This is a genomic window from Micromonospora sp. DT48 (assembly GCF_049844495.1).
Taxonomy (GTDB): Bacteria; Actinomycetota; Actinomycetes; order Mycobacteriales; family Micromonosporaceae; genus Micromonospora.
This window is the reverse complement of sequence record NZ_JBNCLE010000010.1, coordinates 213,099-234,815: the sequence shown is the minus strand read 5'-3', so window position 1 is coordinate 234,815 and position 21,717 is coordinate 213,099. Positions and strand designations below refer to the sequence as shown.

General features: G+C 71.2%; 16 protein-coding genes. 7 read left to right on the top strand and 9 right to left on the bottom strand.

The annotated features are described in order from the left end of the window. The first annotated feature begins 11 nt into the window (after positions 1–11). Complete coding sequence (locus tag ACLQ2S_RS14445; protein WP_155215118.1) at positions 12–704, top strand: hypothetical protein; 693 nt, start codon at positions 12–14, stop codon at positions 702–704. 11 nt (positions 705–715) lie between these two features. Here the strand turns inward: ACLQ2S_RS14445 and ACLQ2S_RS14440 are convergent, their stop codons facing one another. From ACLQ2S_RS14440 to mfd, 4 genes are all read right to left on the bottom strand, one after another. Then, a complete protein-coding gene (locus tag ACLQ2S_RS14440; protein ID WP_425701839.1) occupies positions 716–2,335 on the bottom strand; it encodes a DUF885 domain-containing protein in 1,620 nt (539 codons plus the stop codon). An 86-nt stretch (positions 2,336–2,421) separates the two neighbouring features. Continuing rightward, complete coding sequence (locus ACLQ2S_RS14435; RefSeq protein ID WP_155215119.1) at positions 2,422–3,396, bottom strand: nucleoside triphosphate pyrophosphohydrolase; 975 nt, start codon at positions 3,394–3,396, stop codon at positions 2,422–2,424. 1 nt (position 3,397) lies between these two features. Next, complete coding sequence (locus tag ACLQ2S_RS14430) at positions 3,398–4,144, bottom strand: hypothetical protein (RefSeq protein WP_155215120.1); 747 nt, start codon at positions 4,142–4,144, stop codon at positions 3,398–3,400. A 124-nt stretch (positions 4,145–4,268) separates the two neighbouring features. Beyond that, a complete protein-coding gene (gene mfd, locus ACLQ2S_RS14425; protein ID WP_155215121.1) occupies positions 4,269–7,937 on the bottom strand; it encodes a transcription-repair coupling factor in 3,669 nt (1,222 codons plus the stop codon). A 463-nt stretch (positions 7,938–8,400) separates the two neighbouring features. On the opposite strand from mfd, the gene ACLQ2S_RS14420 reads away from it, so the two are divergent. The 4 genes from ACLQ2S_RS14420 (at position 8,401) to ACLQ2S_RS14405 (ending at position 16,871) form a co-directional block, all read left to right on the top strand. Next, positions 8,401–9,102: a hypothetical protein gene (locus tag ACLQ2S_RS14420; RefSeq protein ID WP_196222456.1), complete on the top strand. Its 702-nt coding sequence runs from the start codon at positions 8,401–8,403 to the stop codon at positions 9,100–9,102. 321 nt (positions 9,103–9,423) lie between these two features. Further along, positions 9,424–12,210: a phosphoenolpyruvate carboxylase gene (ppc, locus tag ACLQ2S_RS14415; RefSeq protein ID WP_425701838.1), complete on the top strand. Its 2,787-nt coding sequence runs from the start codon at positions 9,424–9,426 to the stop codon at positions 12,208–12,210. 67 nt (positions 12,211–12,277) lie between these two features. Continuing rightward, positions 12,278–13,447: a DNA recombination protein RmuC gene (locus tag ACLQ2S_RS14410; RefSeq protein WP_155215123.1), complete on the top strand. Its 1,170-nt coding sequence runs from the start codon at positions 12,278–12,280 to the stop codon at positions 13,445–13,447. Positions 13,448–13,610: 163 nt separating this feature from the next. Beyond that, on the top strand, positions 13,611–16,871 hold the full coding sequence (locus ACLQ2S_RS14405; RefSeq protein WP_425701837.1) for a S8 family serine peptidase: 3,261 nt from the start codon (positions 13,611–13,613) through the stop codon (positions 16,869–16,871). A gap of 99 nt (positions 16,872–16,970) precedes the next feature. Here ACLQ2S_RS14405 and ACLQ2S_RS14400 read toward each other — a convergent pair whose 3' ends face one another. From ACLQ2S_RS14400 to ACLQ2S_RS14385, 4 genes are all read right to left on the bottom strand, one after another. After that, positions 16,971–17,285, bottom strand: a complete 315-nt coding sequence (locus tag ACLQ2S_RS14400; RefSeq protein ID WP_425701836.1) for a hypothetical protein — start codon at positions 17,283–17,285, stop codon at positions 16,971–16,973. Further along, complete coding sequence (locus ACLQ2S_RS14395) at positions 17,243–17,467, bottom strand: hypothetical protein (RefSeq protein ID WP_425701835.1); 225 nt, start codon at positions 17,465–17,467, stop codon at positions 17,243–17,245. Before ACLQ2S_RS14395 ends, ACLQ2S_RS14400 begins: the two co-directional genes overlap by 43 nt. Positions 17,468–17,537: 70 nt before the next feature. Next, the gene (locus tag ACLQ2S_RS14390) at positions 17,538–17,984 is read right to left on the bottom strand and encodes a hypothetical protein (RefSeq protein WP_155215125.1); all 447 of its coding nucleotides are present in this window, start codon (positions 17,982–17,984) and stop codon (positions 17,538–17,540) included. 56 nt (positions 17,985–18,040) lie between these two features. After that, positions 18,041–19,030 carry a 4-hydroxy-3-methylbut-2-enyl diphosphate reductase gene (locus ACLQ2S_RS14385; protein ID WP_309222683.1) on the bottom strand — a complete coding sequence of 330 codons (990 nt, stop codon included), beginning with the start codon at positions 19,028–19,030 and terminating at the stop codon, positions 18,041–18,043. Between the two features lie 208 nt (positions 19,031–19,238). Between ACLQ2S_RS14385 and xseA the strand changes: the two genes are divergently transcribed. Together xseA and ACLQ2S_RS14375 are read left to right on the top strand one after the other, a co-directional pair. Next, entirely contained in the window at positions 19,239–20,405 is a 1,167-nt protein-coding gene (gene xseA / locus ACLQ2S_RS14380; RefSeq protein ID WP_425701853.1) for an exodeoxyribonuclease VII large subunit, read from the top strand. 47 nt (positions 20,406–20,452) lie between these two features. After that, a complete protein-coding gene (locus ACLQ2S_RS14375) occupies positions 20,453–20,683 on the top strand; it encodes an exodeoxyribonuclease VII small subunit (protein ID WP_375335285.1) in 231 nt (76 codons plus the stop codon). Positions 20,684–20,765: 82 nt separating this feature from the next. Here the strand turns inward: ACLQ2S_RS14375 and ACLQ2S_RS14370 are convergent, their stop codons facing one another. Then, positions 20,766–21,596 (bottom strand): hypothetical protein, encoded by an 831-nt coding sequence (locus ACLQ2S_RS14370; RefSeq protein WP_155215129.1) that lies wholly within the window; start codon positions 21,594–21,596, stop codon positions 20,766–20,768. Between the last annotated feature and the right edge of the window lie 121 nt (positions 21,597–21,717).

Below are 21,717 nucleotides of genomic sequence, written 5' to 3'. Positions count from 1 at the left end.
GGCTGGTCGCCATGCCCGCCACCTCGACCACTCTCCGTACGCTCGCTGTGTCGGTCATCGCGTTGCTCACCGTAACCGGCTGTCAGGCTCTGGACGACGCCGGACGGGCCATGGGCCGAGCCGACATCGTCAACGACCTCGCCGCCCGGATGGACCGGGCGCTGGAGCTGACCTACTCGGCGGAGTACCAGTTGGCCGGCGGGCAGCGCGCCTCGTTCGTCCAGTCGCAGGACCCGGCCCGGTCCAGCTACACCTGGCCCGGCGGGAAGGTGACCGTCACCGACGAGGCGACCACCCGGTGCGACGTCGACGGCGACCGGACGGTGTGCACGCTGGAAGCGCCCCCCGCCCCCAACAGCAAGCCCTCGGTCGTGGTCTTCGCCGAGGCCGAGCTACAGGGGCTGGTCACGCCGCCGATGGTGATGAGCCGGCTGACCTCGGCGGCGCTGGACCCGGAGGCGCTGATCACCGAACGCAGCAGCACCGTCGTCGGTCACCACGCCACCTGCGTCGACGTACGCCAGGACGCGGAGAGCTTCACCGCCTGCGTGACCGGGGAGGGGGCGCTGGGCAGCTTCACCGGGCAACTCGACGGGAAACCGGTCGAACTGGCGCTGAGCCACTATCGCGGCCAGGTCGACGGCGGCGCCTTCGACCTGCCGGCCGGTGCCGACGTGGTGGACCGGCGCACCGCCGGCCCCTGACCGCCTCGTTCCTACCCCTCCAGCAGGGTGCGCAGGTGGCGCGGCGGCGGACTGCCGTGGGCGAGCATCTCGTCGTGCCAGTCGCGCAGCGGCACGTCGGGCGGGCGGGTGGCGGCGATCTCGGCCATCTCGCTGTAGCCGACGAAGTACGTCGACAACTGCGCCGAGGTCAACAGCGCCCGACGCCACTTGCCCGCCGCCTCGCCCTCCTCCTGGAAGCCTCGACCGGTCAGCAACGCCATCGCCTCGGCCTCGGGCAGCTCCTCGGCGTGGGTGAGCTGGTCGAGCAGGGCGTTGAGGGTCATCCGCAGCTGCATCTTCAACTGCTGCAACCGCACCGGGAGGCCGCCGAAGCCGCGACCGACCATCAGTTCCTCGGCGTAGACCGCCCACCCCTCCACGAAGGGACCCGACCGGACCAACGACCGCACCCGGGTGGAGCCGACGAAGCGTCGAGCGTGGGCGAGCTGGAGGAAGTGACCGGGCATCGCCTCGTGCACGGTGAGATTGCGCAGCATGTGGTCGTTGTATTCGCGGTAGAACGAATCCACCCGGCTCGCCGGCCAGTCCTCGGGTGCCGGCGCGATGCAGTAGAACGTCGGCACGTCCGCCGTCTCCAGCCCACCGGGCGCGTCGCAGTAGGCCACCGCGACGCCCCGGGCGAACGGCGGCATCACCTGGATGAGGCACGGGTCCTCCGGCACGCTCACCAGGTCGTGCGCCCGTACGAAGTCGCTCGCCTCGTCCAGCGTGATCGAGGCCAGGTCAACGATGGTGTGGTCGTCGGGGTGCTCGGCGGCGAGCAGGTCGAGTGCCCGGCGTACGGTCTCGTCGTCGGCCGGACCACCGACCAGCTCGACCGCCGCCGCGCGGATCTCCTCGGTGACCCGGTCGAGGTTCGCCCAGGCCCGGCGCTGGATCTCGGCGGCGCTCAGTTCGGTGTCGAGGGTGTGCCACAGTCGCGCCTCCCAACGCCGCCGCCCCAGCCGGGGATCACGGCCGGGCCCGCTGTCGGCCGCCAGACCGGTCCGCAGCCAGGCGACGAACTCGTCGAGCGCGGCCAGCGCCGCCGTCGCGGACGGCTCGATCCGGTCGACGGCGGCGGGAGTCTGCGCGAGCAGCGTGGGCACCTCGTCGCGGATCAGGGCCGCCACACCGGTGAACTGCCCGACCGCCGTCTCGGCGTGCACCCGGGGCATGTCGCGCAGCGTCGCGCGCGCGGTGGCCAGCGCGTCCGGCATGGCGGCGAGACGACCGGCGAGGGCGGTCAACCGCACGTCCACGGGGGCGTACGGGCGGGACAGCAGCGCGTACAGCAGCGGACCGGGGTTGTGCGCGAGCGGATCCCACTCGTGCGCCCGGATCTCGGTCAGCTCGAACAGTTCCTGGTCGACCAGGGCGGAGAGCAGGGCGTGGTCGACGCGTTCCTCGGCGTCGAGGACATCGGAGTCGATCTCGCACAGCGCGCTCGCCGCGTCGACCAGCATCGCCCGGTCTGCCGCGACCGCATCGGCCGAGTAATCCGGCAGCCGGTCGTCGACCCGATGGTCCCCCGCTGTCGCGGCGAGGTGAGGTCGGCTCCCCAGCAGCGCCTCGACAACCCGCTCCCCCACCACCCCGAACCGTTCCACCCCCCGACCCTACCCACCGACACCACCACTTGTTGATCAGAAAGTTCCCGCCTGGCGGAGTACCCGACCCAAGCCGAACCTCTCGGTCAACCAGGTGGGTTCTCGGCGGTGCGCAGGGTGTCCGCGTGCGCCAGGGTGACGCGGCGCAGAGCGGCCTCGGGATCCAGGTCGGCCGCGCGGGCCTGGGCGACCGCCGCCAGCAGCCGGGCGCCGAGGGCGGTCTCGGCGTCGGGTTGTGCCTGCGGTGACGGCAACGGCACGGTGAGCCCGGCACGCGCGGCGCGATCCAGGATCTTCGCCGCGAGGGCGAGCGCCGGTTGGCTCAGCGCGACCCCGTCGAGCACCGAATCGCGGGCCTTCTCGGCCTGCTTGATCCGCTCCCAGTTCGCGGTGATCTCCTCCAGGGTGCCCGCCTCGGCACCGGCGAAGACGTGCGGGTTACGCCGGATCATCTTGTCCACCAGCGCACCGGCCACGTCGTCGATGGTCCAGCGTTCGTCCTCCGGCAGCTCCTCGGCGAGCCGGGCGTGCAGCACCACCTGGAGCAGCACGTCACCCAGCTCCTCGCGCAGCGCGTCGGTGTCCCCGGCGCTGATCGCGTCGTACGCCTCGTAGCTCTCCTCCAACAGGTACCCGGCCAGGCTGCGGTGGGTCTGCGCCCGCTTCCACGGATCCCCGCCGGGCGACAGCAGCCGGTCGAGCACCGCCACCGCGTCGAGCAGGCGGGCCCCCGGCGGATCCCACGAGCCGTACATCAGCTCCAGCTCCGCCAGCCCCGGCTCCCGGGCCAGCCGCAGGCCCAACTCCCGGGCCAACGACTCGTCACCGGTCGGACCGGCCAACCAGACCACCGTGCCCCGCGCCGCAACCGTCTCCAGCAGCACCGGCACCGCGGGCCCGTCGAGCACCCGCACCTCGGCGCCCACCGTCCGCAGCGCCGTGGTCAGCTCGCTCTCCTCGGCGGCCAGCACCGGAGCCGCGCGTACGACATCCCAGGCGGCTGCCGTCAGCAGCCCGGCAGGCAACCGGGGTGAGGTCACCAGCAGGACGATCCGGGGCATGTCAGCCGTCGGTCGGTGGGGCCGGTTCGAGCCGGGGCTTCGGGGTGGAGACGTCGGTGACCGCGTCGGAGGCCGGCTCGCCCAGCGGCACCCCCACCGCGATGGTGTTGCCGGTGAAGCTCAACACCGGGAACACCAACGGCCGGTACCGGGGGTTGACCGTCACGTCGTACGTCTCGGCGGCCTCCCGCAGCGCGTTGCGGTTGGCCAGGGCCTGGCGCAGCTGCTCGCCGTCGAGCTGCCCGGCGGCCTGCTCCACGGTCACCTCGGGCGGCACCGCGCCGGCCCGCTTGCCGGCCGCGACCAGGTCGATCAGCTCCTGCTCGGTGGGGGCCACCGGAGTGCCGATCGGGATCGCCGACAGGCAGGTGTACAGCTCGGCGAGCTGCCGCACGTACCCGGTCTCGGGGTTCAGCCCGATGCTCCGCCCGACCTGCGCGGGATCGACCTGCCCCTGCGGCCGGTAACCCTTGTCGGCCGAGACCCGATCGCAGATCTCGGTGAGGACCAGGGTGCTCACCACCTGGCTGCGTCCGGGCAGCTGCGGCCCCTGACCGGGCGGCAGTTCGTCCTCCCCGGTCGGCATCGGGTTCTTCGCCGACGCGTCGTCGATGATGTCGGTGACCGCGTCCTCGGTGATGCGGTGGTCACCGACGTACGCGGCGACCCCGGGCTCGGAACGGCAACCGGTCAGGGCGACGAGGCCGATCGCCACACTGGCGACGGCGGCAAGACGGCGTGCACGCATGCCCGTCACTCTCTCATGCCCCGCCGCACCGAACCCTGACAGGTCCCCCGCACCCGCCGACCAGCGGCTCGACCATGCGGTCGCCGCCGCCTCCCGGCGGGTCAGCGGGGCGGCCTCGCCCGCCTCAACGAGGCGAGCCGGCGAGGGCGGGAGCACCGAGGACGTCGGAGAGCAACTGGGCGCACCACTCCAGCAGGGCCTGGTCACGCAGCGGCTCGCCACCGACCCTACGGGTGGTCGGGCGGGGCACGCTGACCTGGTCGAGGGCGGCCTTGTAGACCGAGTCGGGGTGGTAGCGCTTGAGTCGCAGCTGCTTGGAGTCCGGCAGCGGCAGCGGGCCGAAGCGGATGTGCCGCCCCTGCATGCTGACGTCGGTCAGCCCGTAGCTGCGGGCCAGCAGCCGGAACTTCGCCACCGCGATGAGGTTCTGCACCGGCGCGGGCGGCTCGCCGTAGCGGTCGGTCATCTCGGCGGCCACCTCACGCAGCCGCTCCTCGTCGCGGGCCTCGGCGAGCTTGCGGTACATCTCCAGGCGCAGCCGTTCCACACCGACGTAGTCGTGCGGCAGGTGCGCGTCCACCGGCAGGTCGATCTTGACGTCGGTCTCTTCCTCGGGCCGCTCGCCCTTGAACGCCTGCACCGCCTCGCCGACCATCCGCACGTACAGGTCGAACCCGACGCCCTCGATGTGCCCGGACTGCTCGCCGCCGAGCAGGTTGCCGGCACCCCGGATCTCCAGGTCCTTCATCGCCACGTACATGCCGGCACCCAGCTCGGTGTGCTGGGCGATGGTGGCCAGCCGCTCGTGGGCGTGCTCGGTGAGCGGCTTGTCCGGTGGATAGAGGAAGTACGCGTACGCCCGCTCCCGGCCCCGGCCCACCCGGCCCCGGATCTGGTGCAGCTGGGCCAGGCCGAGCAGGTCGGCCCGCTCCACGATCAGGGTGTTGGCGTTCGGGATGTCGATGCCGGACTCCACGATCGTGGTGCAGACCAGGACGTCGTACTCCTTCTCCCAGAAGCCGACCATGACCTTCTCCAGGGCGTCCTCGCCCAGCTGACCGTGTGCCACCGCCACCCGGGCCTCCGGCACCAGCTCCCGCAGTTTCCGCGCGGTCCGCTCGATCGACTCGACCCGGTTGTGCAGGTAGAACACCTGGCCGTCGCGGAGCAACTCGCGGTGGATGGCGGCGGCCACCTGACGCTCGTCGTACGCCCCGACGGCGGTGAGCACCGGATGCCGCTCCTCCGGCGGCGTGGCGATGGTGGACATCTCCCGGATGCCGGTGATCGCCATCTCCAGGGTGCGCGGGATCGGGGTCGCCGACATGCTCAGCACGTCGACCGCCGCCCGCATCGACTTGAGGTGCTCCTTGTGCTCGACGCCGAAGCGCTGCTCCTCGTCGACGATGACCAACCCGAGCGACTTGAACCGGGTGGCGGCCTGGAGCAGCCGGTGGGTGCCGATGACGATGTCGGCGGTGCCGTCGGCCACCATCGCCAGCGTCTGCTCGGCCTCCTTCGGCGTCTGGAACCGCGACAGCTGCCGGATGGTCACCGGGAACTGGCTCATCCGCTCGGCGAAGGTGTTGTAGTGCTGCTGCACCAGCAGGGTGGTCGGCACCAGCACCGCGACCTGCTTGCCGTCCTGCACCGCCTTGAACGCCGCGCGTACCGCGATCTCAGTCTTGCCGTAGCCGACGTCGCCGCAGATCAGCCGGTCCATCGGGATGCTCTGCTCCATGTCCCGCTTGACCTCTTCGATGGCGGCGAGCTGGTCGGGCGTCTCCTGCCAGGGGAAGGCGTCCTCCAGCTCCCGCTGCCACGGGGTGTCCGGGCCGAAGGTGTGCCCCTTGGACGCCTTGCGGGCGGCGTAGAGCTGGATCAGCTGGGCGGCGATCTCCTTGACCGCCTTACGGGCCCGGGCCTTGGACTTCTGCCAGTCCGAGCCGCCCATCTTGTGCAGCGTGGGCTGTTCCCCGCCGACGTAGCGACTGAGCTGGTCGAGCTGGTCGGTGGGGACGAAGAGCCGGTCACCGGGCTGGCCGCGCTTGCTCGGGGCGTACTCGATGACCAGATATTCCCGCGACGCCCCGTTGACGGTGCGCTGCACCAGCTCGACGTACCGGCCGATGCCGTGCTGCTCGTGCACGACGTGGTCACCGGCGCGCAGCTCAAGCGGGTCGATGGTGTTGCGCCGCCGACTCGGCATCTTGCGCATGTCCCGGGTGGTCACGCCCCGGCCACCGGTGACGTCGTTGCCGGTGAGCAGCACGAACCGGGCCGCCTCGTCGACGAAACCGCCGGTCAGGCTGCCGCAGGTGACCAGCAGTTCGCCGGGCGTGGGTGCGGTTGGCACCTGCTCGGTCAACCTGGCCCCGAGGCCACCGTCGCGCAGCACCTCGACGGCTCGCTGGGCAGGGCCGTGGCCCTCGAAGACCAGCGCGATGGACCAGCCCTCACCGGCCCAGCGCTTGAGGTCGTCGACCACCCGGGCGGTCTCGCCGTGGTAGAGCGGGGCGGGCTGGGCGGTCAGGGCCACCGCGATGGCGTCGTCGGGAGTGACGTCGACCGGCTCCGGCTCGTCCTCCCACGGCTGCCGTTGCGGCACCGCCCCCGCTTCGGCCAGCCCGAACGGAGACAGGGTCCACCAGGGCTGCCGCAGGGTCGCGGCGTGTGCGCGTACGTCGGCGAGGGTGTGGAAGGCGGCGGCGCCCAGGTCGATCGGGGCCTGGCCACCGACGGCGGCCGCCGCCCAGCTGGCCTGGAGGAACTCCTCCGAGGTACGCACCAGGTCGTGCGCCCGGGTGCGGATCCGCTCCGGGTCACAGAGCAGTACGTGGGTGCCGGCCGGCATGCAGTCCAGCAGCAGCTCCATGGAGTCCGCGCCGATCAGCGCCGGGGCCAGCGACTCCATCCCCTCCACCGGCACCCCGCCGGCCAGCTTGTCCAGGATCTCGGCCAGTTCCGGGTGCCGCTCGGCCAGTGCGGCGGCCCGTTCGCGTACCGCCGGGGTGAGCAGCAGCTCCCGACACGGCGGCGCCCAGAGCTGGGGAACCTGCTCGATGGTGCGCTGGTCGGCGACAGCGAAGGTGCGGATCTCCTCCACCTCGTCGCCCCAGAACTCGACCCTGCAGGGGTGTTCGTCGGTGGGCGGGAAGACGTCGAGGATGCCGCCGCGTACGGCGAACTCGCCCCGCTTGGTGACCAGGTCGACCCGGGCGTACGCCATGTCGGTCAGCCGCCGGGCCACCTGCTCCAGGTCGGCCTCGTCCCCGGCGGACAGCCGCACCGGCTCCAGGTCACCGAGCCCCTTGAGCTGTGGTTGCAGCACCGAGCGAACCGGGGCCACCACCACCCGCAGCGGGCCGGTGTGCCCGTGCGCGTCCGCCGAGTCCGGATGCGCGAGCCGACGCAGCACGGCCAGCCGCCGACCGACCGTGTCCGAACGCGGGGAGAGCCGCTCGTGCGGCAACGTCTCCCAGTTCGGAAAGAGCGCCACCTGTTCGGGTGGTAGCAGGCTGCCCAGGGCGGCGACCAGGTCCTCGGCCTCTCGACTGGTCGCCGTCACCGCCAGCACCGGCCGCCCCGCTCCACCCTGCTTGTCGGCGCCCTGCTTGTCGGCGTCGGTGGTGGGGTCGGCCGCGACGGCGGCGACCGCGAACGGGCGCAGCGCCGCCGGGGCGGTCAGGTCGAGCCCGTCGACCTGGGCCGCACCGGAGCGCGCCAGGTCACGGACGCGGGCCAGGCCCGGGTCGGCCAGGGCGGCGGCGAAGAGTCCGGTGAGCGCAGTCATGGTCACTTCCGAGGTGGGGACACGACGATCACCCCGCGTCCGGGCGAACGGGGGGTTATACCGGTCGACACTATCTCTCCTGCCCGACATCCATCCCTGCACCGGGCGACCCGACGCCGCGATGGTCCGCGTGCCGGAGGTGGTGCCGGCCCTGTCGACCTGAGAGCGCGGACGGTTCGGCGCGACAGCGCCGAGCAGGCACCCGGAGGCAGGCGGGCGCCGACGTGTTGACGCCGGTCCGCTGGCGTGATCGGCTACCGAACCATGAGCGGGGAACTTCGTCGAACCGATCAACATCGACGACACGAGCCCGGCGGCTGATGGTAAGCCCCCGCACCCTGCTGCCCACCGGGATTGGCACCATCTTCCCGGTCCGCGCCTCTGCCACCATCTTCCCGGTCCGCGCCTCTGCCACCATCTTCCCGGTCCGCGCCTCTGCCACCATCGACCGAAAGCGAGACAGGTGAGCACGACCCCGCCACCCGAATTCCCGCCGCAGCCGCCGCAGAGCGGCCCGCCGGCCGGCAACCCCCTCGGCCCGTACCCACCCAACTTCCTACCGCCGGGCAACCAACCGCCGGCGGGCGGTCAGCCACCGCCGGTCGTGCGGCGCATCCCCGAGGACCAACCCTTCGTCGTACGCCCCAACGTCACCAAACGGGGCCTGGTCTTCCTGGGTTTCGCGCTGCTGCTCATCGTGCCGATCACCTGCTGCTTCGGGGTTGGCGTCACGAGTTCGACCACGTCCGGCAGGGGATCGGTCCTCGCCGTGGTGGGCATGCTCGGTTGCCTGCTGGCCGCCGTCTGCCTGCCGCTGGGCCTCCAGCTGTGGCTGATCGGCACCGGCGGCCCGGTGCTGGCCCTGGGCCCGGCCGGTCTGTGGATCCGCACCCGGCCGACTCGGGGTCAGGCGATCTGGCTGCCCTGGGAGGGGGTCGCGCAAATCTCGCGCCGCCGGTGGAGCCTGGAGAAGATGCTGGTCGTCCGGCCGCACGATCCGAACGCCCTGGCGAACCTCGGCACGTACACCGCACTGGACTCCGGGATGTTGAGCGCCTTCTACGGCTCCGGGCTCGTCGCCACGTTGAACTTCGCCGACAAGTCCGAGGCCGAGATCCTGGCGGCCGTCGCCCATTTCAGTGCCGGTCGCTGCCCCCTCACCTGACACCCCTGCAGCTGTGCAATCTGACTTGGCCAGTTTCCTTTGATGCGCAATGTCCAAGATCGCGTAGGCCGACGTCGAAGACCAGGACCGCGGCCGGGGCGTACTCGGCGAAGGCTCGGCTGATCGCGGCGCGCTGCTTCCGGGCGTACGACAGCCCGTAGGCTGACGGTGTGGAACTCCTCGGACGCCCAGACGTTAGGAAGGGCCCCTTGTACAACGCCAGGCGTTAGTAAGGGGCCCTTCCTTGCACGGGGGGCGGCGCGGATACGATCGGAGGAAGTCGGACAGCGCTGTCCTTCGTACTGACGTGAGGAGCGCATGGTGACCGACCAGCACGATCACGACGGCCCCGACGCCGCCCTGCGCGCCGACATCCGCAGGTTGGGCACGCTACTCGGGCAGACCCTGGCTCGCCAGGAGGGCCGCCCGCTGCTCGACCTGGTCGAGGAGATCCGCGCCCAGGTCCGCACCGACGCCCCGGCCGCCGCCCGCCGGCTCGCCGGGCTCGACGTGAGCACGGGCACCAAGCTGGCGCGCGCCTTCTCCACCTACTTCCACCTGGCCAACATCACCGAGCAGGTGCACCGGGCCCGGGACCTGCGCCGCCGCCGGGCCGTCCAGGGCGGCTGGCTGGACCAGGCGGCCAAGATGATCGCCGAGCGCGGCGTGCCGGCCGAGGAGATCGCGTCGGTGGCCCGCCGGCTGGCGGTACGCCCGGTCTTCACCGCCCACCCGACCGAGGCCGCCCGCCGGTCGATCCTGTCCAAGCTGCGCGCGATCGCTGACGAGTTGGACGCCGAGACGGCCAACGCGATCCTCTACGGGGCCAGCGACGAGGGTCCGGCGAACCGGCGACTGGCCGAGCTGCTCGACCTGATGTGGCAGACCGACGAGCTGCGGTTGGATCGGCCCGATCCGACCGACGAGGCGCGTAACGCCATCTACTACCTGCGTGACCTCTACGCCGAGGCCGCTCCGCAGGTGCTCGACGACCTGGCCGAGACGCTGCGCACCCTCGGTGTGGAGACCTCCCCCACGGCCCGCCCGCTGACCTTCGGCACCTGGATCGGCGGCGACCGGGACGGCAACCCGTTCGTCACCCCGACGGTGACCCGCGAGGTGCTGGCCATCCAGCACGAGCACGGGCTGACCGCCACCGAGGCGGCGATGGATGAGCTGATCAACGAGGTGTCGGTCTCCCGCCGACTGCGCGGGGTGTCGCTCGACCTCTCCGCCAGCCTCGCCGCCGACCTCGACGCGCTGCCCGAGGTGGCACCCCGGTTCCGCCGGGTCAACGCCGAGGAGCCGTACCGGCTCAAGGCCCGCTGCATCCGCGCCAAGCTCGCCAACACCCGGGCCCGGCTGCGTCAGGGCACGCCGCATGTGCCGGGACGGGACTACCGGGGCTCGGCCGAGCTGATCGCCGACCTGGACCTGCTGCGCGCCTCGCTGGCCCGCAACTCCGGCCAGCTCACCGCCGTCGGTCGGCTCGCCTCGACCATCCGTACCGTCTCCGCGTTCGGCCTGCACCTGGCGACCATGGACGTCCGCGAACACGCCGAGAAGCACCACGAGGTGCTCAGCCAGCTGTACGCGGCGGTGGGCGAGGTCGACGACTACCCGGCGCTGAGCCGGCTGGAGCGCACCAAGCTGCTCGCCGACGAGTTGACCGGCCGACGACCGTTGTCGACGGCGGACACCCCGCTGAGCGAGTCGGCCCGCAAGACGTTCGACGTGTTCGCCACCATCCGTGAGGCGCAGGACCGGTTCGGCTCCGAGGTCATCGAGTCGTACATCATCTCGATGACCCTCGGTGTCGACGACGTGCTCGCCGCGGTGGTGCTCGCCCGGGAGGCCGGTCTGGTCGACGTGCACAGCGGCCGGGCCCGGATCGGTTTCGTGCCGCTGCTGGAGACCCCGGCCGAGCTGAACGCCGGTGGCGACCTGCTCGACGAGCTGCTGTCACTGCCCGCGTACCGGGCGTTGGTGGCCGCGCGGGGAGACGTGCAGGAGGTGATGCTCGGCTACTCCGACTCCAACAAGGAGGCCGGCATCACCACCAGTCAGTGGTCCATCCACCGGGCGCAGCGGGCACTGCGCGACGTGGCCGCCCGGCACGGGGTGCATTTGCGGCTCTTCCACGGCCGGGGTGGCACCGTCGGGCGCGGCGGCGGCCCCACGCACGACGCGATCCTGGCCCAGCCGTACGGCACCCTGGACGGCGCGATCAAGGTGACCGAGCAGGGTGAGGTGATCTCCGACAAGTACACCCTGCCCGCGCTGGCTCGGGAGAACCTGGAGCTGAGCGTGGCCGCCGTGCTCCAGGCGACGCTGCTGCACACCGCGCCCCGGCAACCCGCCGAGATGCTGGAACGCTGGGACGCGGCGATGGACGTGGTGTCCGAGTCGGCCTTCCGGTCGTACCGGTCGCTGGTGGAGGATCCGGACCTGCCCGCGTACTTCTGGGCCTCCACCCCGACGGAGTTGCTCGGTGCGCTGAACATCGGCTCCCGGCCCGCCAAGCGGCCGAACACCGGGGCCGGGTTGTCCGGGCTGCGAGCCATCCCGTGGGTGTTCGGTTGGACCCAGACCCGGCAGATCGTCCCCGGCTGGTTCGGCGTCGGCTCCGGCCTGGCCGCCGCCCGGGAGGCCGGTCTGGCCGACGTGCTGGCCGAGATGCACCGCAACTGGCACTTCTTCCGCACGTTCCTGTCCAACGTGGAGATGATGCTGACCAAGACCGACCTCAGCATCGCCCGCCGGTATGTGGAGACCCTCGTCCCGAAGAAGCTGCACCCGATCTTCGACAAGATCGAGCAGGAGTACGAGCTGACCCGGCGCGAGGTGCTGGCGGTCACCGACTCACCGGACCTGCTGGAGAACTCCCCGGTGCTGCAACGCACCCTTGCCGTCCGCGACACCTACCTGGAACCGTTGCACCACCTCCAGGTGGCGCTGCTGCGGCAGTACCGCGAGTCGGGGGCGGCCGGGCGTGCGGTGGCCACCGCGCCGGGTGGCCGACGGGCCCCCAACGACGGCACGGCCCTGGAGCGCGCCCTGCTCACCACGGTCAACGGCATCGCCGCCGGCATGCGCAACACCGGCTGAGCCACGCGCGGAAGCCACCCGGCACCCGTACGGGCGGGAAGGGCCTGTCTTTGGCAAGCTCATGAGGATGGAGCTCTCGACCCTCGCGGTTGTCGTCGTCTGTCTCGGTACCGGCGGCGCGGTCGGCTGGTTCGCCGCCCGAGCCCGCTCGGCGAGCGAGATCGCCCGGTTGGATGCCACGCTGCGCGCCACCCGCGAGGGCGAGGGGCGGCTGGAGCAGTCGATGCGCGCGCTGAGCTACGAGGCGACGGCCCAGTCGCAGGAGGCGGTCGCCCGGGCGGTGGCCCCGCTGCACGAGACGCTGCGGCGCTACGAGCAGCGGGTCGCCGACCTCGAACGGGAGCGGGTCGACGCGTACGCCGAACTGCGGGAGCAGGTGCGCTCGATGAGCGTGGTCTCCGGTGAGTTGCGTACGGAGACCAAACAGTTGGTGGCGGCGCTGCGCGCACCACAGGTACGCGGCCGGTGGGGCGAGCACCAGTTGCGCCGGATCGTCGAGGCCGCCGGCATGGTGGAGCACTGCGACTTCGCCGAGCAGGTCACCGCCACCACCGACCAGCAGACGGTACGCCCCGACCTGGTGGTCCGCCTGCACGGCGGCCGGAGCGTGGTGGTGGACGCCAAGGCGCCGTTCGACGCGTACCTCACCGCGATGGAGGCGCGCGACGAGCGGGGCCGGGACACCCACCTCGACCTGCACGCGAAGCACCTCCGGGCGCACGTCGACGCGTTGGCCGCCAAGTCGTACTGGGCCGCCTTCGAGTCCACACCGGAGTTCGTGGTGCTGTTCGTGCCGGCCGACCCGTTCCTGGACGTCGCCCTGCAACGCGATCCGACGCTGTTGGAGCACGCGTTCGCCCGCAACGTGGTGCTGGCCACCCCGGCGACCCTGGTCGCGCTGCTGCGTACGGTCGCCTGGTCGTGGCGGCAGGAGCAGTTGACCCGTAACGCGATGGCCGTGCACACACTGGCACGGGAACTGTACGGACGGCTGTCGACGCTCGGTGAGCACGTCGGCAAGCTCGGTGCCTCACTCGGTGGCGCGGTCACCGCGTACAACCGGGCGGTGGGCTCGTTGGAGGCCCGCGTCTTGGTGAGTGCCCGCAAGCTGGCCGAGCTGGGCGTGTCAGATCAGGAACTGCCCACGCCGGGGCAGGTGGAGTTGGCACCCCGGCAGCCGCAAGCGCCAGAACTGCTTGCGGAATCCACTCCAGATGATCGAAGTCGGTCCACCTGATGCCGACCTTTACCATCTTCGATATGACAATGTGCGTCTCGCGTATCACGAGATGGTCACAACGTACCTGCCGGTAGTGACATCGACGGGCGGCACCACGAAGGATTTCGCTCACGCGTGCCCTGCATCTGAGGGCGCCTGAGTTCTCTGGAGGAAAGAGAACGTGAGTAAACCCCGAAACCTGAGCCGGCGTACCTCTGCCGCGCTCTTCGCCTCGGTGATGGCGGCCAGCGCCGTGACCGTGGCGGGCGGTGCCGCCACCGCGAGCGCCGCTCCTGCCGGACCGGACGCCGCGCAGGCCACCCCCGCCGAGGCGTTGGGCCAGCACGACGCCAAGCTGCTCGCCGAGGCGGAGGCGAAGAACGCCCCCACCGTCACGATGATCGTCGCCACCGACAAGGGCAAGGCGAAGGACGTCGCCGACGACCTGAAGGACCTCGGCGCCGCCGTTACCGAGCGCTACGACACCATCGGATATGTGCTCGCGAAGGTGCCGACCAGCAAGGCGGTCAAGGCGGCCAAGCTGCCCGGTGTCGCCGCGATCGACCTGGACGAGGAGATCCAGCTCCCGGACCCGACGCCGGACGTCGCCCCGAACGGCAAGAAGGCCGACAAGCAGGGCAGCACGCTGCCCGGCCCGGGTGCCAAGACGAAGGCCGACAACCCGTACATGCCGACGAACGAGACCGGCGCGGTCAAGTTCGTCAAGCAGAACCCGAAGTGGGACGGCCGCGGCGTCACCATCGGCATCATGGACTCCGGTGTGGACCTGGAGCACCCCGCGCTGCAGAAGACCACCACCGGCGAGCGCAAGATCGTCGACTGGGTGACCGCCACCGACCCGTTCGAGGACCCCACCTGGCGGCCGATGATCAACCAGGTGACCGGGCCGACGTTCACCCTGGCCGGTCGCACGTGGACCGCGCCGGCGGGCAACTACCGGTTCAACCTGTTCAGCGAGAACATCACGAACAACAGCGACCCGGCCGGTGACGTCAACCGCGACGGCGACAACACCGACCAGTTCGGCATTCTGTTCGACCCGGCCACCAACAACATCTGGGTCGACACCGACCAGGACGGCGACTTCACCGACGAGGCCGTCATGCGGCCGTACAAGGAGAAGTTCGACGTCGGCTACTTCGGCACCGACAACCCCGACACTCCGGTCAAGGAGCGGATGTCGTTCGTCGTCGAGTACCGCAAGAACGTGGACACCACTCCGCTGGGCGGTCCCGGTCTGGTCGACTACGTCAACATCGGCATCATCGAGAGCGCGCACGGCACGCACGTCGCCGGCATCACCGCCGCCAACGACATGCTCGGCAACGGCGCGTTCGACGGTGCGGCACCCGGCGCCAAGATCGTTTCCTCCCGTGCCTGCTCCTGGGGCGGTGGCTGCACGGCCGCCGCACTCACCACCGGCATGGCCGATCTGGTGATCAACCGCGGCGTCGACGTGATCAACATGTCGATCGGTGGTCTGCCGGCGCTCAACGACGGCAACAACGCCCGCGCCACCCTCTACAACAACCTGATCACCACGTACGGGGTGCAGATGTTCATCTCGGCCGGCAACTCCGGCCCGGGCGTGAACACAATCGGCGACCCGTCGGCGTCGACCAATGTGGTCAGCGTCGCCGCCAGCGTCAGCAAGGACACCTGGCTGGCCAACTACGGCTCGGTGGTCAAGAAGAAGAACGCGCTGTTCAACTTCTCCTCGCGCGGCCCGCGTGAGGACGGTGGCGCCAAGCCGAACATCGCCGCGCCGGGCTCGGCCATCTCCACCACCCCGGTCTGGCAGGCCGGCAGCCCGGTCCCCGAGGCCGGCTACTCGCTGCCGCCGGGTTACGGCATGTTCAACGGCACCTCGATGGCCTCCCCGCAGGCAGCCGGCGCCGCCGCGCTGCTGCTGTCGGCGGCCAAGGCGACCGACCGGGGCGTCACCCCGGAGATGCTGCGCCGGGCGATCTTCACCTCGGCCAAGCCGATCGCCGACACCCCGACCTACGGGCAGGGCTACGGCATGTTCGACGTGCCGGGTGCGTGGAAGCTGATCAAGAAGGGTGTGCAGACCCGCTCGTACACCGCTGACGCTCCGGTCTGCACGCCGCTCTCCGGCATGCTGGCCACCCCGCACCGTGGCACCGGCATCTACAACCGCTGCGGTTCCGCAGACGGTGGCCAGAAGATCAACCAGTCGAAGTCGTACCAGGTCAAGCTGACCCGGACCAGCGGCCCGACCGGCAACGTGAAGCACAAGGTCGGCCTGCGCGGCAACAACGGCACCTTCTCGGCGCCGAAGGACGTCAAGCTGCCGCTCAACCAGACCGTCACCATCACGATCACCGCCAAGCCCAAGACCGCGGGCGCGCACAGCACGATCGTGACCGTCGACGACCCGGCCACCAACACGATCGACTTCGAGTTCTCCGCCGTCGTGGTGGCCTCGAACGACGTCAGCAAGCCCAACTTCACCTACTCGGCGCAGGGCTCGGTGGACCGGAACAACACCACGTCGTACTTCGTGACGGTGCCGCCGGGCGCCGGTGCGCTGCAGGTGAACCTCTCCGGCATCGCCACCGGCTCCCAGACCCGCTTCATCGCGTTCAACCCGTGGGGCGTTCCGGTGGAGAGCACCTCCAGCCTGACCTGCTTCACCAACTTCGCCAGCGCCTGCAACGCCTTCGAGCGTGACTACCAGAACCCGATGCCGGGTGTCTGGGAGATCGAGGTCGAGTCCCGGCGGACCTCGCCGGCGCTGAACAACCCGTACCAGCTCAAGGCACGGGTGCAGGGCGTCGCCGTCGAGCCGGCCGTGGTCGAACTGCCGGCGGTGACCGCCGGTACCCCGACCCCGGTCACCTGGTCGCTGGAGAACACCTTCGGCCCGGTCACGGTGACCGGCCAGGGTGGTCCGCTGGCCAGCTCGCACAGCGAGCGGCCGACCATCGCGGAGCACGCGGAGCAGGAGTTCACCGTCGAGGTACCGGCGGGAGCCACCAGCTTCACCGCCCGCATCGGCAACACCTCGAACGCCGGTGCCGACCTCGACCTGTTCGTCTACCGGGGCGGCGCCCTGGTGGCCTACAACGCCGACGGTGACTCCGAGGAGTTCGTGACCATCGCCAACCCGCCGGCGGGCACCTACACCGTCGTCGTCGAGGCGTACTCGGTCGACGGTGCCGGTGGCAGCACCGAGTACGACTACCGGGACTCGTTCGCCTCCCCGGCGCTCGGCACCCTCACGGCGTCGGGCGGCAACCTCGCCCTCGCCAACGGTGCCACCGGCACCATCTCGGGCTCGGTGACCGCCCAGTCCGCTCCGGCTGCGGGTCGCTCGCTCTTCGGTGAGCTGTCCGTGGTGACCGACGAAGGCGCGGTCGTCGGCCGCGGCGCGGTCTCGGTCGGCGCGGTGAACTGACACCATCGCAACAGGGAGGCCCGTCTCCGGTTCGCCGGAGACGGGCTTCCGTCTGTCTACCGAGGGTTGCCCGGCGCGGTCTCAGCCGCCCGGCATCCGTCAGGCCGGCTCGGCCCGTTGCGGGTAGCGGCCGACCAGACCCACCACGAGCAGCAGGTAAGCCACCAACTCGACCCCGGCGAGGACGGCCGGTCCGACGGCGGGCAGGCTCGCGGCGGCATGCGACGCGGCGGTGACGAGGACACCACGTCCGGCGTACGGCGGCAGCGCCAACGATTCCAGTGCGATGTCCAGATAGGTCAGCGCGACCGGCACCAGCAGGACGGCAGCACCGGCAGCGAGCCGGTGCCGGCGTTCGGCCAGCAGGGCAGTCAGCACGAGTGCGCCGAAGGCGAGTGCGAGCGGCACGAGCATGGCGGCGGCAACCTCCACGCCGGCCGGACCGGTAGCCGGGCGGTCAACGCGTACGCCAACAGCAGCAGCAGCAGCGCGGCCACCTCGGCCTGCCGCAGCAGGGGAACGCCGGTGAGGATGCCGAGGACGTGAACGGCGGCGAGTGCCCCGGCCGCCGCAGGAAGGATCGGTCGGTATCGCACCCGGGCATACTGCCATCAATCGATCACACCGTTGGCCGGTGCTGCCGCCGAGGATGCCCGGAGCCGCGCGTCAGCTGCGCTTGGCGGAGCTGACGACGAACGGGGTGCCCTGCTGGCAGGTGGACATCATGGTCGGGTCGGGACGCCCGGTCACGGTCACCGAGGCACCCGAGGTGAGCACGTCGCGGGGGCCGCCGAGCAGCAGGTAGCCGTCGAGTAGGAGGCAGCCGGGCTCGACACCGGACTCGACCCGACCGGTCAGGGTGATCTCACCGGTCGTCGGCGGCTTCGACGGGGCGCTCGGCCGCACCGTCGGTCGGGTGCGCGGTGCCGTCGGGTCCACCGGGTCGGAGGGCGAGGGTGCGGACAGGCTCGGGTCCGGGGTCGGCAACTCGGTCACCGGCGATGCTCCCGTCGGGGTGGGGGTGATGGTGTCATCCCCCGCGTCCTGACCGCCGCAGGCGGCGAGCGCCGTGCAGACGATCAGCGCGGTGGCGGCGATCCGAAGGCTCCTCATGCCAGCTCTGACGCACCGGCGCGGTGAACAGTTCCCATCGGCCTTCCCGGCCCTGCTCAGTCGCGGGCCGCCGCAGCGGCCTTCATGTCGCGCTTGAGCTCCTGCGGCAGCGAGAAGGTGAGCCGCTCGTTCGCGGTCACCACTTCCTCCACGTCGGTGAAGCCGCGCTCGGCGAGGTGCGCCAGCACCTCCTGCACCAATTCGTCCGGCACGCTCGCGCCGGAGGTCAGGCCCACCGTCCGCGCGTCGGCGAGCCAGGAGTCCTCGATCTCGTGGGCGAAGTCGACCAGGTGTCCTGCCCGAGCACCGCCGTCGAGGGCGACCTCGACCAGGCGTACGGAGTTGGACGAGTTGCGTGAGCCGACGACGATGACCACGTCGCACTGCGGCGCGATCTCCTTGATCACGTGCTGCCGGTTGCTGGTGGCGTAGCAGATGTCGTCGCTGGGCGGCGACTGGAGCATCGGCAGGCGCTTCTTGAGCCGGGCCACGGTCTCCATGGTCTCGTCCACCGACAGCGTGGTCTGCGACAGCCAGACGACCTTGTTCGGGTCCCGCACGGTGATCCGGTCGGCGTCCTCCGGGCCGTCCACCAGCTGGATGTGCTCCGGTGCCTCGCCGGAGGTGCCGATGACCTCCTCGTGCCCCTCGTGGCCGATGAGCAGGATGTCGTAGTCCTCGGCGGCGAACCGCTTCGCCTCGTGGTGCACCTTGGTCACCAGCGGGCAGGTGGCGTCGATCGCCTTGAGCGAGCGCTGCCTGGCCTGCTCGTAGACCTCCGGCGCCACGCCGTGCGCGGAGAAGATCACCGTGGCGCCCTCGGGCACCTCCTCGTTCTCCTCCACGAAGATGGCACCCTTGGCCTCCAGTGTCTGCACCACGTGCTTGTTGTGCACGATCTGCTTGCGGACGTAGATGGGGGCACCGTAGAGCTTGAGCGCCTCCTCGACGGTCTGCACCGCCCGGTCCACGCCCGCGCAGTAGCCGCGGGGCTTGGCCAGGAGCACGCGCTTGCCGGTCCGGGACGTCGCATCAACCTCAGTCACCCGCCCATCGTACGTGCCGGTGAAACACCCGGCAGTGGTCGCGCCCCCGCCCACCCCACGTCGAGCACCCCGTCGACACCCCGCGACACGCCGCACCGCAGGCGACAGCTTCATGATCAACGCTGCTGGTACGGGTGAGCCGTAGGGTGGTGGGGTGGTGGCTGGTGAGGGCGGGAAGAGCAGCTCGGAGGAGCCGTGGCCGGTACGCGTGGTCAGCCAGAAGATCGGTGCCTGGGTGGCCCGGCTCGGGTGGGTGTGGGTCGACGGGCAGGTGGCGCAGATCAGCCGACGGCCCGGCGCCAGCACCGTGTTCCTGACCCTGCGTGACCCGTCCGCCGACCTGAGCCTGACGGTCACCACCAACCGCGACGTCCTCGACTCCGGTGCGCCGGAGCTGCGCGAGGGCGCCCGCGTGGTGCTGCACGCCAAACCCGAGTTCTACGCCGCCCGGGGCACGCTCAGCCTGCGCGCGGACGAGATCCGCCAGGTCGGTCTCGGTGAGCTGCTCGCCCGGCTGGAGAAGCTCAAGAAGCTGCTCGCCGCCGAGGGGCTGTTCGACCGGGCCCGCAAGCGCCGACCGCCGTTCCTGCCGCAGCGCATCGGGCTGATCACCGGTCGGGCCAGCGCCGCCGAACGGGACGTGCTGACCAACGCCCGTCGCCGCTGGCCGGCAGTGGAGTTCCGCACGGTGAACGTGGCGGTGCAGGGACCGAGCGCCGTTCCCCAGATCGTGGACGCGCTCAGGGTGCTCGACGCGGACCCGAGCATCGACGTCATCATCCTGGCCCGTGGCGGAGGTGGCATCGAGGATCTGCTGCCCTTCTCCGACGAGGCATTGTGCCGGGCCGTCTTCGCGTGCCGTACGCCGGTGGTCAGTGCGATCGGCCACGAGACGGACGCACCGCTGGTCGACTATGTGGCCGACGTCCGGGCGTCGACCCCCACCGACGCGGCCAAGCGGGTGGTGCCCGACCTGACCGAGGAGGTACGCCTGATCAAGCAGGCGCGGCACCGGCTGCACCGGGCCGTACACAACCTCGTCGACCGGGAGTCCCACCGCATCGACGCGCTGCGCTCCCGGCCGGTGCTGGCCCGGCCACAGGTGATGGTCGAGCAACGGGCCGCCGACGTGGCCGCCCTGCGCCAGCGCGCCGGTCGCTGCCTGGATCATCGCCTCGCCATCGCCAGCGACGATCTCCGGCACAGTCTGGCCCGGCTGCGCGCCCTCTCGCCGGCCGCCACCCTCGACCGTGGCTACGCCATCGTGCAACGCGCCGACGGTCAGGTCGTCCGCGCGGCCGCCGAGGTGGCCGCCGGTGATCCGCTGCGGGTACGCCTCGCCGACGGTGAACTGTCCGCCACGGTCGACACCTGACCCGGACGGTGGTGCGGTCGTCCGGGGTGTCGGGTGGTTGTGCTGAGATGGGTGCGATGACTGACGAGAAGACCAGCGGGTCGGACGAGCGGCTCAGCTACGAGCAGGCCCGCGCCGAACTAGCGTCGGTGGTGGAGCGGCTGGAGGCTGGCGGCACCTCGCTGGAGGAGTCGCTGGCGTTGTGGGAGCGCGGCGAGGCGCTGGCGGTCGTCTGCCAGCGCTGGCTCGACGGTGCCCGGGCCCGCATCGACGCCGCCCGGCCCGACCCGGCGACCTGACCCGGCCGAGCGCCGCCCGGCCCGACCCGGCGAGCTGACCGGGCCGAGCGGGCGTCGCCACGGCGTCCACCACGCCCCGGGCTCAGTCGAACAGCTGGTACAGCTCCGGCGGAGCCTCGACGACCTGGTCGGGCGTGGGCTTGGTCGCCTCGGTCGCGTTGCCGTAGTCGGAGTACGTCACCTTGATCTCCTGCCCGGCGGCCCGGCCGGCCTCCGGCAGCCGGATGACCAGCTCGGTGAGTCGCCCCTGAGCGTCGGTCGTCGCGGTGAACGGCACGGAGTTCGCCTCCGCGCCGAGCGTCGTGATCAAAGTCGGGTCGAGCGACCCGGCCTCGGCCGCCTTCGACAGGTCGAGGGTGCCGCTGTACGCGCCCTCACCGGTCCGGCTGACGTCGGTGACCGCCTGGGTCAGTGCCTCGCTGCCGGCCGGGTCGATCTTGTCGAAGTCGAAGCCGAGGCTGCGGTTGCCCCGGATGCGGTTCTGGTCGAGGTGCTGGTACTTGCCGAGGTTGAGTCGGTCCACCCCGGGCACGCTGGTGGCCGCCTGGCCCTTGAGGTCCAGCTTCACCCAGCTGTCCGGCTTGGCGTGGACGAGATCGAGGCCGATCGCCAGGTCGTCGGTCGGCTCGCCGAGGCGTAGCCGGATCTCCGCGCTCTGGCTCGGCTGGTGCACCTGCCCCTCGGCGGTCGAGCCGGCACCGGACATGCTGAACCGGAAGTTGCCGTTGCGGATCTCCCGGGTCGAGTCCAGCAGCGCCTGCTTCGCGTCGGCGTCCGCCTCGGGGGCGGCACCGCTGGCGGTGACGGACGGCGTGGCGGTCGGCCCAGCGTCACCGGTGGTGGTGCAGGCGGCGACTCCGGGCGTGAAGATGGCGACGGCCACGAGGCCGGCGCTCAGTCGTCGAACGGTCATCGGTGTCTCCCAGCAGGGTCATCCGGCGCGTTCTCGCCCCGGAGGCTGCTCTCCTCTGTTCCCTGCCACCCGCCCGCGCAATCACCCGGCCCCGGACGCGTCCCCGACCCCGGTCGCCGGA

Excerpts from the sequence above, each read along its gene's own strand:
- ACLQ2S_RS14410 (WP_155215123.1), top strand. The coding sequence starts at position 12,278 with ATGGAGCTCTCGACCCTCGCGGTTGTCGTCGTCTGTCTCGGTACCGGC.
- ACLQ2S_RS14435 (WP_155215119.1), bottom strand. The coding sequence starts at position 3,396 with ATGCCCCGGATCGTCCTGCTGGTGACCTCACCCCGGTTGCCTGCCGGG.
- ACLQ2S_RS14430 (WP_155215120.1), bottom strand. The coding sequence starts at position 4,144 with ATGCGTGCACGCCGTCTTGCCGCCGTCGCCAGTGTGGCGATCGGCCTC.
- ACLQ2S_RS14370 (WP_155215129.1), bottom strand. The coding sequence starts at position 21,596 with ATGACCGTTCGACGACTGAGCGCCGGCCTCGTGGCCGTCGCCATCTTC.
- ACLQ2S_RS14390 (WP_155215125.1), bottom strand. The coding sequence starts at position 17,984 with ATGAGGAGCCTTCGGATCGCCGCCACCGCGCTGATCGTCTGCACGGCG.
- ACLQ2S_RS14400 (WP_425701836.1), bottom strand. The coding sequence starts at position 17,285 with ATGCTCGTGCCGCTCGCACTCGCCTTCGGCGCACTCGTGCTGACTGCC.
- ACLQ2S_RS14375 (WP_375335285.1), top strand. The coding sequence starts at position 20,453 with ATGGGTGCGATGACTGACGAGAAGACCAGCGGGTCGGACGAGCGGCTC.
- mfd (WP_155215121.1), bottom strand. The coding sequence starts at position 7,937 with ATGACTGCGCTCACCGGACTCTTCGCCGCCGCCCTGGCCGACCCGGGC.
- ACLQ2S_RS14445 (WP_155215118.1), top strand. The coding sequence starts at position 12 with ATGCCCGCCACCTCGACCACTCTCCGTACGCTCGCTGTGTCGGTCATC.